The sequence below is a fragment of the Pseudomonas sp. SMV71 genome, assembly GCF_052042015.1.
Classification (GTDB): Bacteria; Pseudomonadota; Gammaproteobacteria; order Pseudomonadales; family Pseudomonadaceae; genus Aquipseudomonas.
Window position 1 is genome coordinate 115,773 of record NZ_JBKGGU010000010.1, and the last position, 16,586, is coordinate 132,358.

Genomic DNA, 16,586 nt, shown 5'->3' on the forward strand with positions numbered 1-16,586 from the left:
CCCAGGACAGGAGCAGGCTGAATGGACTCCGTTGTCGACCCCCTTTCAACCGTTGCGCGTCACACGCCGATTACCCGCCGCCTGGTGGCGGCATTCGGCGCAATGTTTCTACTGGGCCTGTTGGTAGCGGTGGCGGCGCTGTTCAACATCGCGCAAAAGCTCGACGAGGAGGACGTGCGCAAGACCCTCTTCTATACCGAGCGCGCCCTTGAGAATCGCATCACCGCCTCGAAGAATTACATCGCCAGCTACACCTATTGGACCACCGCTTACGAGCACCTCAATGGTGAAGTCGATGTGCAGTGGGCCTATGCCGAGCAGAACATGGGCAAGACCCTGTTCACCAAGGACGGCTACGAAGGTGTGTTTGTCATCGACCGCGAGCGCACCAAGTACGCCGTGGTGCTCGGGCAAAACGTCCAGGGCGACGCGGCGAGCTACATCGATACGCCGTTGCAGCCGCTGGTTGAGAAGCTGCAGGGCCAGGCCGACCTGACGCGGCCGGTGATCAGCTACACCCTGTTCAACGGCTGGCCGGCCATCGTCACCGCATCGGTGATCCTGCCTAATGACGAGCGTCCCCGGGTCGACGCCAAGGGCACCTCGGTCCTGCTGTTCGTCGACCAGCTGACGCCGACGAAACTGCGCAAACTGGGCAAAAGCTATGGCCTGACCGACCTGACCTTGAAGAGAGACACCGAGCTGGCGCCGGACCGCCCCGCCGTGCCCCTGGACAGTACGGGTTACAGCCTCGTGTCCCACTTGCAGCAGCCGGGGCATCAATTGCTCTGGTCGTTGCTACCGCCACTGGGCGGCGCGTTGCTGATCCTGGCGCTGCTGACCGCTTACTTCTTTCGCTATGCGCTGCGTACCGCTCGCCATGTGGATGCCAGTTACGACCGACTGCAACTGTCGACCCTGGCCCTGGAAGCCAGCGAGGAGCGTTTCCGCGCCGTGGCCGAGGCGGCGTCGGACTGGATCTGGGAAATCGACGGCGAGCAGCGCATCACTTATCTCTCGGGGCGCTTCAATACCGTCACTGGTTTTTCGGATCAACAATGGCTGGGACAGGACATCGAACAGTTGCTGTATTGCGATACGACGCCGATTGTCCATTGGCTAGGCAAACTGACCGAGGAGCAGAGCACGGGCAACCTGCGCTGCTCTTACCGCGACTATTCCGGACAATTGCGTTTCTGCCGGGTGTCGGCACGCCCGATCTACGACAAGGCAGCAGTGGTGGGCTATCGCGGTACCGCCAGTGACATCACCGATGAAGTGGCGGCCCATGCCCAGGTCCAGCATCTGTCACTGCACGATGCGCTGACCGGGCTGCCGAATCGCAACAAATTGGCGCGATACCTCGACGATGCGCTGGTAGCCAAGGAACACTCGGCGCCCTTGACGTTGCTGATGGTGGACCTGGACAACTTCAAGCCGATCAACGATTCCCTCGGGCATCCGGCGGGCGATGCGGTGCTGCTGGAGGTGGCCCAGCGCCTGCGCGACAGCACCCGCGAGCAGGACCTGGTGGCGCGCCTGGGCGGCGACGAGTTCGTGGTGGTGCTCAACGGAATGGACAGCACCACGGAGATCGACCGGTTCTGCGCACGGCTGATCGACAGCCTGCAGCAACCGATTCATTACGAAACCCATTCATTGCACATCGGTGCCAGCATCGGCATTGCGGTGAGCCGGCGCCAGGGTTACATCCCAGGCGAGTTGATCCGTTGCGCCGACATTGCGTTGTACCAGGCCAAGTCCGAGGGCAAGAAAACCTGGTGCTATTTCGCTTCGCAGATGAACGATCAGATCCAGCATCGCCGGCAACTGGAAAACGACCTGCGCCAGGCGGTAAAGAACAGGGAATTCGTCCTGCATTTCCAGCCGCGCTACACCGTCGATGGCAGCGAGATCGTCGCCGTCGAGGCTTTGGTGCGCTGGCAGCATCCGACCCAGGGCCTGCTGGGCCCCGACGCGTTTATTCCGTTGGCCGAGCAGACCGACCTGATCGTCCCGCTGTCCCATTGGGTGCTGCGCGAGGCTTGTGAAACCGCATTGACCTGGCCAGGGGAGCTGATGGTTTCGGTCAACTTGTCCCCGGCCCAGTTCCAACGCAGTGATGTGGTGGAAGACGTGCGCAAGGTGCTGATCGAAACCCGGTTCCCGGCGAGTCGGCTGGAATTGGAAATTACCGAAAACGTGATGCTCAACGACGTGGACGGGGCGCTCCAGGTCATGAATGACCTCAAGGAATTGGGCGTGCGCTTGAACATGGACGACTTCGGCACCGGTTATTCGTCCCTGGGGTATTTGCGCACCTATCCGTTCGATGGCATCAAGATCGACAAGCGCTTCATCGCATCGATGAGTAACAGCAGCAACGATCGCGCCGTGGTGCAGGCGATCATCAACCTGGGCAAGGCCATGGGCCTGACCGTCACTGCCGAAGGCGTGGAAACCCAGGCGCAGCTCGGTTCGTTGGGCTCGGACGAGTGCCATGAAGTGCAGGGCTATTTCCTCAGCCGGCCCATCGACAAACAAGCCTTCGCGCAGTTGCTGAACAGTGGGCGACCCTTGTTGAAGACCGCTTCCTGAATCGCCATTGCAACCACTGCGAGCGGTTGTCGGTCACAGCTAATGTCCTGGCATTTCGAGTTCTGGCCCATGAAAAAACTGCGCATCGCAACCTTCAATATCAACGGCATCCGGGCCCGGCTGCCGAACCTGTTGGAATGGCTGGAGCGCGAACAGCCGGACATTGTCTGTCTGCAGGAGCTCAAGGCAGCGGACAAGGATTTCCCGGCGGCGGAGCTGGAGTCGGTGGGCTACGGGTCGATCTGGCATGGTCAGGCGTCGTGGAACGGCGTCGCGATCCTGGCCCGGGACGCGCAACCGCTGGAAAGCCGCCGCGGCCTGCCGGGTGGCGAAGACGACAGCCACAGTCGCTACCTGGAAGCCGCGGTGCACGGCGTGCTGGTGGGGTGCCTGTACTTGCCCAACGGCAACCCGCAGCCCGGGCCCAAGTTCGACTACAAGCTGGCCTGGTTCGAGCGCCTGATCGACTATGCTAAGGATTTGCAGGCCAGCGATCATCCCGTGGTGCTGGCCGGCGACTACAACGTGGTGCCCACCGACATGGACATCTACAACCCGCGCTCGTGGCTCAAGGACGCGCTGTTGCAGCCTGAAAGCCGCGAGTGCTACCAGCGCTTGCTGGACCAGGGCTGGACCGATTCGCTGCGCCACCTGTATCCGGACGAGCGGATCTATACGTTCTGGGATTACTTCCGCCAGCATTGGCAGAAGAATTCCGGGCTGCGCATCGATCACCTGTTGCTCAACCCGGCGGCCAGTCCTTACCTGAGCGAGGCGGGCGTCGATGCCTGGGTCAGGAACCAGCCTCATCCCAGCGACCATGCGCCGACCTGGATCCGGCTGGCGTCGCGCAAACAGCGCTAAGGGCGCGCAGCGCCCAGCCATCATTGTCACTGCATGAGGAATGCCTTATACCTGCTCGACAGCAGTGCGCTTGGTTGCGCTGCGCCGATCAGGAAAGGATACCCTCATGAGCGATTCCAGACTGAGCGATACCGCCCGCTACCTGCAACGCCTGGGTTTCGACGCACCACCACCTCCGACCCTCGAAACGTTGCGCCAGCTTCAATGGCGACACACCGCCGAGTTTCCGTTTGAAACCCTCTCGACGCTGCTGGGCCAGCCGGTGCCTATCGACCTCGCATCGGTCGAGCGCAAAGTGTTGGAGCAGGGGCGTGGCGGCTATTGCTATGAACTCAACCAACTGTTCCTGGCGCTGTTGCTGGAGCTGGGTTTCGACGCCCGGGGCATCAGCGGGCGGGTGGTGATGAATGCGCCCGAAGGCGCCTGGCCAGCCCGGACCCACCGCCTCAGCCTGGTGACATTCGACGGCGTGCGCTACATCACCGATGTCGGCTTCGGTGGCATGGTGCCCACCGCGCCGCTGCTGCTGGACAACCGTGATAGCCAGCTCACTCCTCACGAGGCGTATCGCATCGACAGCCAGACGGACGGCTACCTGTTGCGCGCCAATGTCGCCGGTGAGTGGCGACAGATGTACCTGTTCGACCTGCAACGCCAAGAGGACATCGACTACATCGTCGGCAACTGGTACGTCAGCAGCCATCCCGAGTCGCCGTTCAAGGGCCGTTTGATGGTCGCCCGTACCGGTGACGGCCTGCGCAAGACGCTCAACGGCAACAGCTTTGCCGTGCATCGGATGGGGCAGGAGAGCGAGCGAAAGACAATCACTGAAGCGGACGCATTGATAGACCTGCTGGAGACCGAATTCGGCCTGCGCGTGCCGCCGCGTGAGCTGTTACGACCGGCGATGGAGCCTTTGCTGCCTGCGGCATGATGCTCGGTTCATGGCGTTCTGTGCAATAAGTTGTATACAACTCTATGGACATTTGTCCTGAGTTTTGAATACAGTGTGCGCATAACAAAAAACAGGGAAACCCCGAACCATGAAGATGCCCCATGTTTCACTCCCACGGCCCGAGGACGAAAACCTCGGCGTCGGCGCGAATATGGCTTACGGCCTGCAGCATGTGTTGACCATGTACGGTGGTATCGTCGCCGTGCCGTTGATCATCGGCCAGGCGGCCGGGCTGTCACCGGCGGACATCGGTCTGCTGATTGCGGCGTCATTGTTCGCGGGAGGCCTTGCGACGTTGTTGCAAACCCTTGGCCTGCCGTTTTTCGGCTGTCAGTTGCCCTTGGTCCAAGGCGTGTCGTTCTCGGGCGTTGCGACCATGGTGGCGATTGTCGGCACCGGAGGCGAGGGCGGTTTCCAGGCCATCCTCGGGGCGGTGGTCGCTGCATCCCTGATCGGTCTGCTGATTACCCCGGTATTCTCGCGGATCACCCGGTTCTTTCCACCCCTGGTCACTGGCATTGTGATCACCACCATTGGCTTGACCCTGATGCCGGTGGCCGCCCGCTGGGCGATGGGCGGTAACAGCCATGCCGCCGATTTCGGCAGCATGGCGAACATCGGCCTGGCGGCGGTTACCCTGGTGTTGGTGTTGTTGCTCAGCAAGTTGGGCAGTGCGACCATCTCCCGGCTGTCGATTCTGCTGGCGATGGTCATCGGCACGGTGATCGCGGTGTTCCTCGGCATGGCGGATTTCTCCTCGGTCAGCCAGGGCCCGATGTTCGGCTTCCCGACACCGTTCCACTTCGGCATGCCGACCTTCCACATCGCCGCGATCCTGTCGATGTGCATCGTGATCATGGTGACGTTGGTGGAGACCTCGGCCGATATCCTGGCCGTGGGCGAGATCATCGACACCAAGGTCGACTCCCGGCGCCTGGGCAACGGCCTGCGCGCCGACATGCTGTCGAGCATGATCGCGCCGATCTTCGGTTCCTTTACGCAAAGCGCCTTTGCCCAGAACGTCGGGCTGGTGGCCGTGACGGGGATCAAGAGTCGCTTCGTGGTGGCGACGGGCGGGGTGTTCCTGGTGGTGCTCGGCCTGCTGCCGTTCATGGGCCGGGTGATTGCCGCCGTCCCGACGTCGGTACTGGGCGGCGCCGGTATCGTGCTGTTCGGCACGGTGGCCGCCAGCGGTATCCGCACACTGTCGAAGGTCGATTATCGCAACAACGTGAACCTGATCATCGTCGCCACCTCCATCGGCTTCGGCATGATCCCCATCGCCGCGCCGAACTTCTACGATCATTTCCCGAGCTGGTTCGCGACCATTTTCCATTCGGGCATCAGTTCCTCGGCAATCATGGCAATCGCGCTGAATCTGGCGTTCAACCACTTCACCACCGGTAACTCCGACCAGCAATCGGTCTTTGTCGCCGGCACCGAGCGGGTGTTGCGCTACCAGGACCTGGCGGCGTTACGCGAAGGGGATTACTTCAGTGATGGCAAGCTGCACGATTGCGATGGCAATGAGATTCCGGTGGTGGCCGAGCCTCCCCACTCAGCGGCCGAGCATGCCCCGGTGCGGCTCAAAAGCAGCGAGCATGTCTAAACCTGTGGGAGCGAGCCGGCTCGCTCCCACAGGTATTTCCAAGTGCAGAATGAAAAACAGCCTGTGATCGAGGATCACAGGCTGTTTTTTTATGTCACATAAAAGGCGCGTTACCAGCGACCGTAATGACCGCGAGGCGGGCCGTAGTAGTAGCCCCGTGGCGGCCCGTAATACACCGGTGCCGGACGGTAGTAGATCGGTTGCTCCACGTACACCGGCTGCGGCTGGTAGTAGACCGGCGGTGGCTGTTGCACATAGACCGGCTGCGGCTGGACGTAGACCGGTTGTTGCTGCACGTACACCGGCCGATCACGGTTGATGATGGCTGAGCCGACGATGGCCGAACCGACGATAGCACCAAACACGGCGGGCCCCTCCCAACCACCTCGGCCATGGGCGCTAGCCTGGCCGGTGACCGCGAGTGCCCCCACGAGCAGGGCGATTAAGGGAAGTTTACGCTTCATGGCTTGTTCCTCGTTCCGGCCCCGGCGCCTGTGGTCTGTGACAGACCCGATGAGGGCCGCGGGGTTACTTGCTATGACCGCGATTTTCCCAGGATTTGCCACGCCGTTGGGTAAATATTGTGTAAGGTCTGTGGGGGCGGTGCTTCCGTCTGTCCGAAAGTGAACGCAAGGAACCAACATGCAAATCAATCCCAACAAAGACACGCAGCTGTGCATGTCACTCTCGGGGCGTCCCGGCAATTTCGGCCTGCGGTTTCATAATCACTTGTATGAGCAGATGGGTCTGAATTTCTACTACAAGGCCTTCAGCAGTCAGGACCTGCCAGGTGCTGTCCGAGGTATTCGCGCGCTGGGCATTCGCGGCTGCGGGGTCTCGATGCCGTTCAAGGAAGCCTGCATCGAACTGGTCGACGAGCTGGATCCTTCCGCCGCAGCCATCCAGTCCATCAACACCATCGTCAACACTGACGGCCATTTGAAGGCTTACAACACCGATTACATCGCTGTTGCCCAGTTGCTTGAGACTCACGCGGTGCCCCAGGACACAAGCTTTGCCCTGCGCGGCAGCGGCGGCATGGCCAAGGCCGTGGCCAGTGCTTTGCGCGATGGTGGCTACAAGAACGGCTTGATCGTGGCGCGCAACGAAACCACTGGACGAGCCCTGGCCAAGTCCCTGGGTTACGAATGGCAAGCCGAGTTGGGAGAGACGCGGCCCCGGATGCTGGTCAACGTCACGCCGATCGGCATGACCGGCGGGCCGGAGGCCGATCAGCTGGCGTTCTCCCCTGAAGCCATCGCTGCCGCCGAAACGGTGTTCGACGTGGTGGCGATCCCGCCGGAAACGCCGTTGATCGTGCGCGCCCGGGCCGAAGGCAAGCGAGTCATCACCGGGCTGGAAGTGATCGCGATCCAGGCCCTGGAGCAGTTCGTGCTGTACACCGGGGTGCGTCCAAGCCTGGAGCAGTTTGAAAAAGCCGTGGCGTTTGCCCGGCCCGCGTAGGCGCTATTCCAGTCGTGCCAGCCGCTCTTCCAATGCGGCAATCCGCGCTTCGAGCTCTTCGAAGCGCTCCAGCGAGACGCCGCCGGAATGGCGTTCGGTGGGATGCTGGCGGGCGGCGAGGATCGCTTCGATGTCCGCCGGGTCACCCATGGCGTGCACATAGCGGTCTTCACGCTGGCCGGCCTGGCGCGGCACCAGGAGCGCCAGGCCGCGGGCAATCAGTCGTTCAAGCTGGTGCACCACTTGTTCGGCATCCTCGAAGTCGTGCATCCGACCGCTACGGGTCAGCAGCTCATTGACCGTTTGCGGGCCGCGCAGGAACAGCAGGCCCATCAGGATCACCTGGGCCGGCACCAGCTCCAGAGCCTTGTCGAGCCGATGTTCCCAGCGGTCGGCGCGGCTGCCCATCACCAGCCGGGTAAAACCGCGACCTTCCAGCGCCCGCAGGCTCTGGCCGACCTGGCCCGGGTTGAGGTTCATCACCGGTTCGCGGCTGGTCTTCTGGTTGCAGGCCAGGACCAGGGCATTGAGGGTCAGCGGGTAGGTTTCGGGATTGGTCGCCTGTTTTTCGACCAGGGCGCCCAGGATGCGAATTTCCGTGCTATTGAGCCGTGGTTCTGCGGCCTGGCTTTGTTCTTCGATGGTCATCGCGCGTTCCCTATGCTGTGGAAGCCGCCTAGCCTAATCCTTGCGCAATAAAAGACAAGCTGCGTAACCCGCCGTGGCTATAATCGCCTCCGTTCGATTGTCCTTTCCTGTCACTTGCACGAGATTGCCATGACTATTTCCCTGTACGCTGCTTCCGTTCCGGTCTTCAAACAGATGCTCAACGCTATGAGCGACGTGCTGAACAAGGCCGAGTCCCACGCCACCGAGAAGAACATCGAGCCGAACGCTCTGCTGCAAGCGCGGCTGTACCCGGACATGTTCCCGCTGGTGCGCCAGGTGCAGATTGCCGTGGACTTCGCCAAGGGCGTTTCGGCGCGTCTGGCCGAGATCGAAGTGCCAAAGTATGACGACAGCGAAACCACTTTCGCCGACCTGCAAGCGCTGATCGCCAAGGTGCTGGCTTTCATCGAAGGCATCAGCCCGGCGCAGATCGATGGCAAGGAAGGTATCGAGATCGTCACCCGTCCGGGCACGCCGAAGGAAAAGCGCTTCACTGGCCAGAATTACTTGCTGACCTACGGCCTGCCGCAGTTCTTCTTCCACGTCACCACCACCTACGCGTTGCTGCGTCACAACGGTGTGGAAGTGGGCAAGCGGGACTACATGGGCGCGTTCTGATCACGCCGATGCAAAAAAGCCCGGGACGGTTTGCGCCGTTCCGGGCTTCTTTTTGTCTGATGCATTGTCGCTGAATGTACCGCCGCTATCGCGAGCAGGCTCGCTCCCACATGGGTTCCTGGTTGGTTCCAGGATTTGCTTCCACATAGATCCCCTGTGGGAGCGGGCTTGCTCGCGATGACGGCGTGTCAGGCAATGTGATTTTGTCTGGTCTATTGCTTTCGCGAGCAAGCCCGCTCCCACACTGTTTCCTGGGTAGTCTCAGGATTCGCATTCACCCTGGAACCCCTGTGGGAGCGAGCCTGCTCGCGATAGCGGCTGCGCATCCAGCGCAACGATCAAGCCGTACGCGCGAGCTTCTGCTCCTCACCCAAGCAAGCCGCCGCTGTGAACAGCACGTCGGTGGACGAATTCAAGGCAGTCTCCGCCGAGTCCTGCAATACGCCGATGATGAAACCCACCGCGACCACCTGCATGGCGATTTCGCTGGGGATGCCGAACAGGCTGCACGCCAGTGGAATCAGCAACAGCGAACCCCCGGCCACGCCGGAGGCACCGCAAGCGCAAATGGCTGCGACTACGCTCAGTAGCACGGCCGTCGGCACGTCCACCGCGATGCCCAGGGTGTGCACCGCCGCCAGGGCCAGCACGGTAATGGTGATGGCGGCGCCGGCCATGTTGATGGTCGCGCCCAGTGGGATCGATACCGAATAAGTGTCTTCGTGCAGGCCCAGGCGCTTGCTCAGTTCCAGGTTCACCGGGATGTTCGCCGCCGAACTGCGGGTGAAGAATGCCGTAATGCCGCTCTCGCGCAGGCAAGTGAACACCAGCGGGTAGGGGTTGCGACGCAGCTTCCAGAACACGATCAGCGGGTTGACCACCAGCGCGACGAACAGCATGCAGCCGATCAGCACCGTGAGCAGGTGCAGGTAGCCGAGCAGGGCGCCGAAGCCGGACGTGGCGAGGGTTGAAGCCACCAACCCGAAGATCCCCAAGGGGGCGAAGCTGATGACCAGCCGTACGATCACGGTCACACCCTCGGACAGATCCCCCAGCACCGAGCGCGTGGTCTGCCCTGCGTGACGAATGGCAATGCCCATGCCGATGGCCCAGGCCAGGATGCCGATGAAGTTACCGTCGATCAGTGCGCGCACCGGGTTATCCACCACGCTGAGCAACAGGCTTTGCAGCACCTCGCTGATGCCACCCGGGGCAGTGACGGCGACATCCTGGGAAGACAGCACCAGGCTGGAGGGAAACAGCGTGCTGGCCACGACCGCGACCACCGCTGCGGCGAAAGTACCCAGCAGATACAGGAACAGGATCGGCCGGATGTGGGTTTCCTGGCCGTGCTTGTGGTTGGCGATCGATGCCATCACCAGCACGAAGACCAGGATTGGCGCCACGGCCTTGAGCGCGGACACGAAGACCTTGCCGATGAACGCGGTGGACTTCGCCACCTCGGGCGCCAGCCAGGCCAGGGCAATGCCAATGACCAGGCCGATGACGATCTGCGTCACCAGGCCGGTGCGTTTAAGACGTTGAAGAAGAGAAGGGGATAAAGCGGTCATATCGGCATCTCGGGTTTTATTGTGTGCGACGGTCAACGGATCAGGGCAACAAGCGGGCAGGCCACATGAGGAGACCGAGAAGTACGGCGTTTGCAGGGCGCCGACTTTAACACAGCCCGGTAAAAGATCTGACGGACCTGTGACGATGGGTCACCCGGATGACTGCGCTTTTGTCCGGTGCAGGCATTCTGTTAGGCTGTGTCCCTCTCACTTATCTTCCGCCAGCGGGCCCCAGGGCTAGAACGCTGGTGTTGTCGTTTTGCTGGAGTTTGCATGTTGTTACCCATTTTCCTGTTGTCGGCTGCCGGCTTCACCGTGCTGACCACGGAATTCATCATCGTCGGCCTGCTGCCTTCCATCGCCCGTGACTTGCAAGTCAGCATCCCGCAGGCCGGGCTGTTGGTGACGTTGTTCGCGTTTACCGTGGCGGCGTTCGGACCATTCCTGACGGCTTTCTTCGCGCGCGTCGAGCGGCGCAAGTTGTTTATCAGTGTGCTGGTGATGTTCGGGCTCGCCAATCTGCTGGCGACATTCGCGCCCAACATCTGGGTGATGGCGGTCGCCCGGTTGGTACCCGCCCTTGGGCTGCCGGTGTTCTGGGCACTCGCCAGTGAAACGGCGGTGGACATCGTCGGGCCGGAATACGCCGGCCGTGCCATCGCCCGGATCGGCTTTGGCATCGTCTGCGCGACGGTATTCGGCATTCCGGTGGGCACGCTGATCTCCGATGCGTTCGGCTGGCGCAGCGCTTTCGCGATTCTGGCGATCATTGCGTTCGCCAAGGCGTTGCTGCTGTTCATTTACTTGCCGAAAACCAACCTGCATCAACAGCAGGTGAGTTTCCGTTCGCAATTCAATATTTTGCGCAGCCCGTTGATGCAAGGCCACGTGCTGTTATCGATCCTGGTGTTCAGCGGCATGTTCACCGCCTACACCTACCTGGCGGACATCCTCGAACGTCTCGCCGGATTCGACGGCACGCTGGTGGGCTGGTGCCTGATGGGCTTCGGCGCCGTGGGGCTGGTGGGCAATTCCCTGGGCGGCCGTGCGGTGGACCGGCATCCGCTGATTGCGTCGATGGTGTTCTGCCTGTTCATGATCGGCGGCATGGTGGCGCTGGTGCCGAGCATTCACTCGACCCTCGGGCTGGCGGCGGCGATGGGGGTCTGGGGCGTGACCCAGGCTGCGTTGTTTCTGGTCAGCCATGTGCGGTTGATGAAGGCGGCTCCCGAGGCCCCGGCGTTTGCCGCTTCGTTGAACATTGCCGGTGCCAACCTGGGGATCGGCCTGGGAGCGATGGTCGGTGGCCGGGTGATCGATACCCTGGGCCTTGGTAGCGTCGGTTTCGCTGCCGCGGGGTTTATCCTGGTGTCGATCCTGCTGGCGCTGTTGCTGATGACCTTCAAGCCTCGCGCAAGCTGTGTCGAGGGCTAGGCGCTGAACAGTTCGCGACGCGCCCCTTCGGCAATTGCCACGATGCCTGGATGGCTGACCTTGCGTTCTACCGAGATGGCATAGAAAGACTCGCGTACGGCGTCGGTCTGCCCGATCACCTCGACGCCGTACTGGCGCGTCACCTCTTCGGCGATCACGCTCGGGCCAATGAAGATCCCGCTGCCTGACTGACCGAACGCCTGCATCAAGGCACTGTCGTCGAATTCACCGACGATACGGGGTTGGATCTGCTGCTCGGCGAACCAGCGTTGCAGGCGGCTGCCCACGACTGTTTCAGGCCCGGGGACCAACAGTGGCGCATCGTTGAGACCACGAGGGAAGCCTTGCCCATAGCGGTTGGCCAGCGCACCGGTGGCAAAAAAGCTGATCCCGCATTCTCCCAGCTTCTGGCTGTAGCCCTTGATGTCCAGGTGGGTTGGCATCGGGCTGTCGGAAATCACCAGGTCCAGACGCTGGATCGCCAGGTCCGCCAGCAACCGTTCCAGTTTGTCCTCGCGACAGGTGATGCGCAGCGGTTCGCTCAACTCCATGGTCGGCGCCAGCAGCCGATAGACGATGGACTTGGGCACCACGTCCGCCACGCCTACCCGGAACAGCGTCTGCTGTTCGTTGGGCTGGGCCCGCAGCATCAACTCCAGCTCGCCGCCCAGCTGGAACATGTGCTCGGCGTAGGGCAGCGTCTGACGGCCGGCCTCGGTCAGCTCCAACTGCCGCCCGACGCGACGAAACAGTTTGATGTTATAGGTCTGTTCGAACAGCGAAATCTGTCCGCTGATGGTTTGGGGTGTCAGGTTTAGTTGCTCGCAGGCTCGCACGATGCTGCCCGTCTTCGCCACCACCCAGAAATAATGCAATTGCCGGTAATTGAGCATGAGGTCACGTCAGTTCGTAAAAGCCGAAGTATAACCGCCAAAAATACGAATTTTCCTGAAGTATTCTCCTCCCTAGAATGCCTGCCACTGATGGGCCATCTTCCGTGCCCCTCTAACTCGCGTTGAGAGGTAGCTTTTTCATGACCTATAAATCTTTAGGACTGGCCGCTTTGCTGGCCACGGCTTCAATGACCTTGGCAAGCTGCGACCAAGCGGAAAAAAGTGCCCAGCAACTGATGGGGCAGGCGGCCGAAACCGCCAAACAAGCCATCGATGACACTCATAAAGCAGCGGAACAGGCCCTCAGCGAAGCCACGGGCGGGCTGATCAAGCCCGAGAAAAAGCCGGCTGACGAAGCCGACGAATCCGAGCCCTCCACCCAGACTCTCTAACGCATTACATCTGTCAGGACTGACCCATGGATTATCTTTTACAGCTCGCCGCCAGCCCCACCGCGTGGATTGCCCTGGCTACTCTGGTCGTCATGGAAATCGTGCTCGGCATCGATAACCTGATCTTCATCTCGATCCTGACCAACAAATTGCCCGAACAGCATCGCGCCAAGGCGCGGCGGATCGGTATCGGTATGGCATTGATCCTGCGTCTGGGTTTGTTGAGCACCATTGCCTTCATCGTGCAGTTGACCGAGCCTGTGATCGATATCCTGGGCCAGGCGTTCTCCTGGAAGGACATGATCCTGATCGCCGGCGGCCTGTTCCTGCTGTGGAAAGCCACCACGGAAATCCATCACAGCATGGACCCTGCGCCGAATGATCCGAAAACCGCCACCTCTGGCGTGTCCTTGGGCTTTGCCGCCGCCATCGGCCAGATCCTGATGCTCGACCTGGTGTTTTCCATCGACAGCATCATCACCGCCGTCGGCATGACCGAGCATTTGCCGATCATGATCATCGCCGTGGTGGTGTCGGTTATGGTAATGCTGCTGGCCGCCGAACCGTTGGCCAAGTTCATCAACGATAACCCGACGGTGGTCATGTTGGCCCTGGGCTTCCTGATCATGATCGGCATGACGCTGATTGCCGAAGGTTTTGGTGCCCATGTGCCTAAAGGCTACATCTATGCGGCCATGGCGTTCTCGGCGGCAATCGAAGTGCTGAACATGCTGTCGCGCCGTGCGAAGCAGAAGGCGCTGTCTGACAACGCTTGATTCGAGGCAGACAGAAGCCGCCCGGGTCGATGCCCGGGCGGTTTTTTTTTGAGAAATAAAGAGTTCTGGGTCAGTGCGCGGCGACGTGGCGCCGGGCGGTTTTCACGGTTTTATTCGATCCGACGGATGGCGCGTGATGATGGCGCCGGGCAATCCGCAGCACACCCCACAGCATGGCGGTCGCTACACTCAGCCAGCCGAATATCAGCATCAGGATTGTCGAGGTCAGGCTCATCTGTGCCTCCTTTTTATCCCGGTTCGGGACAACGCACTCAGTACAATGGACAGTCTAGCCGCTCCAGTGTTGCAGGTAGTCGTTCGCCTGCATCAACAGCGGACCGCTTTGTTCTATTAAAGCCCTGGGACTGTTGTTTAAGGCTATACCCGAGCCGGTGAGCGTCTTATGATCGACCCCCCAAGCCTGGCTCGGATGTCAGGTGCCTGTACAAGAGAGTCATCATGTTGCCGGGAATTTCCTCTTTTCGATCACTGGTACTGGCGACGACCTGTCTCGCGGCCCTGGCGGGTTGCGCGGGCAGCGTGTCGCCGCAGATCCAGCGCCTGCCCGAACGGGTGGAACTCAACAGCGTGCCTTTCTATCGAGGCGAGATGTACCAGGGTGCCCCGCAATCACTGGCCGCCTTGCTGACCTTGCAAGGCACGGTGATTACGCCGGGGTTGCTGGAGAAATCATTGCACCTGCCGGGCGGCGAAGCGGATCTGCAACGCACCATGCAAACCGTTGCGCGCGATTACGGGTTGGTGGTGTATCCCCTCGACAACAAATTACCGGCGCTGCTTGAGCAGGTTGCAGCCGGTTATCCCGTCCTCGTGCGCTATATCGACGGTTCGGCATTCTGGGCAGAGCCGCGGTATGGGATCGTTGCCGGCTACAACCGTCAGAAGCAGACGGTGTTGCTGCGTTCGGGCATGAATCGCCGTCAATTGCTGAGCTTTGCTGCATTCGAGTCAGCCTTCACCAGCGCAGGTGGCTGGGCGGTATTGCTCCAGCGCCCCACGCAACTTCCGGCCAATGTCGACTCACAGCGCTGGTTGAAAGCTGCCCAGGATCTGGCCGGGGCAGGGCAGGAACAAGCAGCTGCGCGGGCGACTCATGCATTGGGTGCGGCCCATTGATGCTGCGCCCCCGTTCGTCACTTGTCGGGCACGAGTCACCACGGCCGAGGCTCTGACGATCAGGGCCTGGCGTTTCCAGGTCGTGATTCGAGGAGGCAAGCATGGCACAGTCCGATACACCCAAGGGTCCACACTCTTCCGAGCATTCTTCCGGCGATGATCTGGGGTTCGATCCGGACTCGCCGGATCTCGATGATCCACAGGTCGATCCGGTAGGCCCGGCCAAGGCGCCGTTGGATGAGAAAGAAGAGCGGGAGAAATCCAAGGCCCATGATCCGCTTGGCGACCTGAAGCCTTGATCCCGAAAAAAGCCCGACGGGTCGTCTCACTTTTCGTTGAGGGACGCTGAACCTGTGGCGAGGGAGTTTGCTCCCGCCTGAGTGCGAAGCGCTCAAATAATGGGTATGCTGCGCAGCCCAGCGGGAGCAAGCTCCCTCGCCACGGGTTATCTATGTTCCCTAATGACCACGACGGGTTATTTGGAAGCTTCCACCACACCGCTCTGGCGGCTCTTGAGATTCTTTGCCGCCTTGTATTGAAGGGCCACTGCCGGAACGCTGGCACTCTTACCGGTTTCGACCCAGCTTCGAATCCGGCTGGCGTCGGCGAAATGGGTGTACTTGCCGAAAGCATCGAGGATGACCAATGCCATCGGCCGATTGTTCATTTTGGTCACCAGCACCAGGCAGTGGCCGGCTTCGTTCGTGAAACCGGTCTTGGTCAGCTGGATATCCCAGTTGGCCTTGTGCACCAGGTGGTCGGTGTTACGAAAACCCAGGCTGTAGACAGGCTTGCGGAACGTGACAGTCTTTTCCTTGGTGGTACTCAATTCACTCAACAACGGATATTTGCGCGCGGCGATCAGCAGTTTGGTCAGGTCGCGGGCGGTGGAGACGTTGTGAATCGACAGGCCGGTGGGCTCGACGTAGTGGGTGCTGGTCATGCCCAGGGCTTTTGCCTTGGCGTTCATAGCCGCGATGAACGCCGCGTAGCCGCCCGGGTAGTGATGGGCCAAGCTGGCGGCTGCGCGGTTTTCCGATGACATCAGGGCAATCAGCAACACGTCCCGGCGCGACAGTTCGCTGTTGAGCTTGACCCGGGAAAACACGCCTTTCATTTCGGGCGTGTTGGCGATGGTCATGGATATGTACTCATCCAGGTTCTGCTTGGCGTCCAGTACTACCAGGCCCGTCATCAGCTTGGTCACCGAAGCGATCGGCACTACCACATCCGGATTGCTTGAATAGACAACCTTGTCCGTCTGCAGGTCGAGCAGGATCGCGCTGCCCGAGGCAACTTGCAGCTTTGATGTGTCTCTTGGGGGCGCGATGGTTTCCTGAGCGTTGATATTCTGCGTGATGAAGGTACCTGTGAAAGCGAAAAACAGGCTGAGGATCGAAAGACGGATTTTCACGCGAGTGCACTCGGATAGAGTTGAAGGTGCCGTTGAGCAACGACTTTAAAAAACGTCGCATTCTAGGAGTATGGGCGACAACAGTGCTACCCGCCTGTACCGCCGGGGCGGCTGAATAAATAAAGTTTAATGCGGGGAATACCTGGCGCCCGAAACAACGGTGGGAGCGAGGCTGCTCGCGATAACGGTGTG

17 protein-coding genes are annotated in these 16,586 nt (G+C 60.8%); 11 read left to right on the forward strand and 6 right to left on the reverse strand.

Annotated features, from left to right (window positions below):
* Positions 1-21: 21 nt before the first annotated feature.
* The 4 genes from ACLEJQ_RS12515 to ACLEJQ_RS12530 all read left to right on the forward strand — a co-directional run bounded on the left by ACLEJQ_RS12515 (position 22) and on the right by ACLEJQ_RS12530 (position 6,026).
* Positions 22-2,598, forward strand: coding sequence for a bifunctional diguanylate cyclase/phosphodiesterase (locus ACLEJQ_RS12515; protein WP_440795350.1), 2,577 nt, complete (start codon positions 22-24; stop codon positions 2,596-2,598).
* A 69-nt stretch (positions 2,599-2,667) separates the two neighbouring features.
* Entirely contained in the window at positions 2,668-3,462 is a 795-nt protein-coding gene (gene xth / locus ACLEJQ_RS12520) for an exodeoxyribonuclease III (RefSeq protein ID WP_440795352.1), read from the forward strand.
* A 106-nt stretch (positions 3,463-3,568) separates the two neighbouring features.
* Positions 3,569-4,396 (forward strand): arylamine N-acetyltransferase family protein, encoded by an 828-nt coding sequence (locus ACLEJQ_RS12525; RefSeq protein WP_440795354.1) that lies wholly within the window; start codon positions 3,569-3,571, stop codon positions 4,394-4,396.
* Positions 4,397-4,505: 109 nt separating this feature from the next.
* The gene (locus ACLEJQ_RS12530) at positions 4,506-6,026 is read left to right on the forward strand and encodes a nucleobase:cation symporter-2 family protein (RefSeq protein WP_440795356.1); all 1,521 of its coding nucleotides are present in this window, start codon (positions 4,506-4,508) and stop codon (positions 6,024-6,026) included.
* Positions 6,027-6,136: 110 nt separating this feature from the next.
* Here ACLEJQ_RS12530 and ACLEJQ_RS12535 read toward each other — a convergent pair whose 3' ends face one another.
* Positions 6,137-6,490, reverse strand: a complete 354-nt coding sequence (locus tag ACLEJQ_RS12535; protein WP_245142885.1) for a hypothetical protein — start codon at positions 6,488-6,490, stop codon at positions 6,137-6,139.
* 178 nt (positions 6,491-6,668) lie between these two features.
* Here ACLEJQ_RS12535 and ACLEJQ_RS12540 point away from each other — a divergent pair, with 178 nt between their 5' ends.
* Entirely contained in the window at positions 6,669-7,490 is an 822-nt protein-coding gene (locus ACLEJQ_RS12540) for a shikimate 5-dehydrogenase (RefSeq protein ID WP_440795358.1), read from the forward strand.
* A 3-nt stretch (positions 7,491-7,493) separates the two neighbouring features.
* Here ACLEJQ_RS12540 and ACLEJQ_RS12545 read toward each other — a convergent pair whose 3' ends face one another.
* Complete coding sequence (locus ACLEJQ_RS12545; protein WP_440795360.1) at positions 7,494-8,138, reverse strand: YceH family protein; 645 nt, start codon at positions 8,136-8,138, stop codon at positions 7,494-7,496.
* A 129-nt stretch (positions 8,139-8,267) separates the two neighbouring features.
* On the opposite strand from ACLEJQ_RS12545, the gene ACLEJQ_RS12550 reads away from it, so the two are divergent.
* Positions 8,268-8,777, forward strand: coding sequence for a DUF1993 domain-containing protein (locus ACLEJQ_RS12550; protein WP_440795362.1), 510 nt, complete (start codon positions 8,268-8,270; stop codon positions 8,775-8,777).
* Positions 8,778-9,115: 338 nt separating this feature from the next.
* Here ACLEJQ_RS12550 and sstT read toward each other — a convergent pair whose 3' ends face one another.
* Positions 9,116-10,348: a serine/threonine transporter SstT gene (gene sstT, locus ACLEJQ_RS12555; protein ID WP_440795364.1), complete on the reverse strand. Its 1,233-nt coding sequence runs from the start codon at positions 10,346-10,348 to the stop codon at positions 9,116-9,118.
* Positions 10,349-10,621: 273 nt separating this feature from the next.
* On the opposite strand from sstT, the gene ACLEJQ_RS12560 reads away from it, so the two are divergent.
* Positions 10,622-11,782, forward strand: coding sequence for an MFS transporter (locus ACLEJQ_RS12560; protein ID WP_440795366.1), 1,161 nt, complete (start codon positions 10,622-10,624; stop codon positions 11,780-11,782).
* Here ACLEJQ_RS12560 and nhaR read toward each other — a convergent pair.
* Positions 11,779-12,675, reverse strand: coding sequence for a transcriptional activator NhaR (gene nhaR, locus ACLEJQ_RS12565; RefSeq protein ID WP_440795368.1), 897 nt, complete (start codon positions 12,673-12,675; stop codon positions 11,779-11,781). The two genes, ACLEJQ_RS12560 and nhaR, sit on opposite strands and share 4 nt — an antisense overlap.
* Positions 12,676-12,815: 140 nt before the next feature.
* On the opposite strand from nhaR, the gene ACLEJQ_RS12570 reads away from it, so the two are divergent.
* Both ACLEJQ_RS12570 and ACLEJQ_RS12575 read left to right on the forward strand, forming a co-directional pair.
* Positions 12,816-13,067: a hypothetical protein gene (locus tag ACLEJQ_RS12570; RefSeq protein WP_440795370.1), complete on the forward strand. Its 252-nt coding sequence runs from the start codon at positions 12,816-12,818 to the stop codon at positions 13,065-13,067.
* Positions 13,068-13,093: 26 nt separating this feature from the next.
* Positions 13,094-13,843 carry a TerC family protein gene (locus tag ACLEJQ_RS12575; protein WP_440795371.1) on the forward strand — a complete coding sequence of 250 codons (750 nt, stop codon included), beginning with the start codon at positions 13,094-13,096 and terminating at the stop codon, positions 13,841-13,843.
* 70 nt (positions 13,844-13,913) lie between these two features.
* On the opposite strand, the gene ACLEJQ_RS12580 is transcribed toward ACLEJQ_RS12575, so the two are convergent.
* Positions 13,914-14,078, reverse strand: coding sequence for a hypothetical protein (locus ACLEJQ_RS12580; protein WP_440795372.1), 165 nt, complete (start codon positions 14,076-14,078; stop codon positions 13,914-13,916).
* A 224-nt stretch (positions 14,079-14,302) separates the two neighbouring features.
* Between ACLEJQ_RS12580 and ACLEJQ_RS12585 the strand changes: the two genes are divergently transcribed.
* Together ACLEJQ_RS12585 and ACLEJQ_RS12590 are read left to right on the forward strand one after the other, a co-directional pair.
* Complete coding sequence (locus ACLEJQ_RS12585; protein ID WP_440795373.1) at positions 14,303-14,980, forward strand: peptidase C39 family protein; 678 nt, start codon at positions 14,303-14,305, stop codon at positions 14,978-14,980.
* A gap of 101 nt (positions 14,981-15,081) precedes the next feature.
* Complete coding sequence (locus ACLEJQ_RS12590; RefSeq protein WP_440795375.1) at positions 15,082-15,279, forward strand: DUF6021 family protein; 198 nt, start codon at positions 15,082-15,084, stop codon at positions 15,277-15,279.
* 176 nt (positions 15,280-15,455) lie between these two features.
* Here ACLEJQ_RS12590 and pbpG read toward each other — a convergent pair whose 3' ends face one another.
* Positions 15,456-16,394: a D-alanyl-D-alanine endopeptidase gene (pbpG, locus tag ACLEJQ_RS12595; RefSeq protein WP_440795376.1), complete on the reverse strand. Its 939-nt coding sequence runs from the start codon at positions 16,392-16,394 to the stop codon at positions 15,456-15,458.
* Between the last annotated feature and the right edge of the window lie 192 nt (positions 16,395-16,586).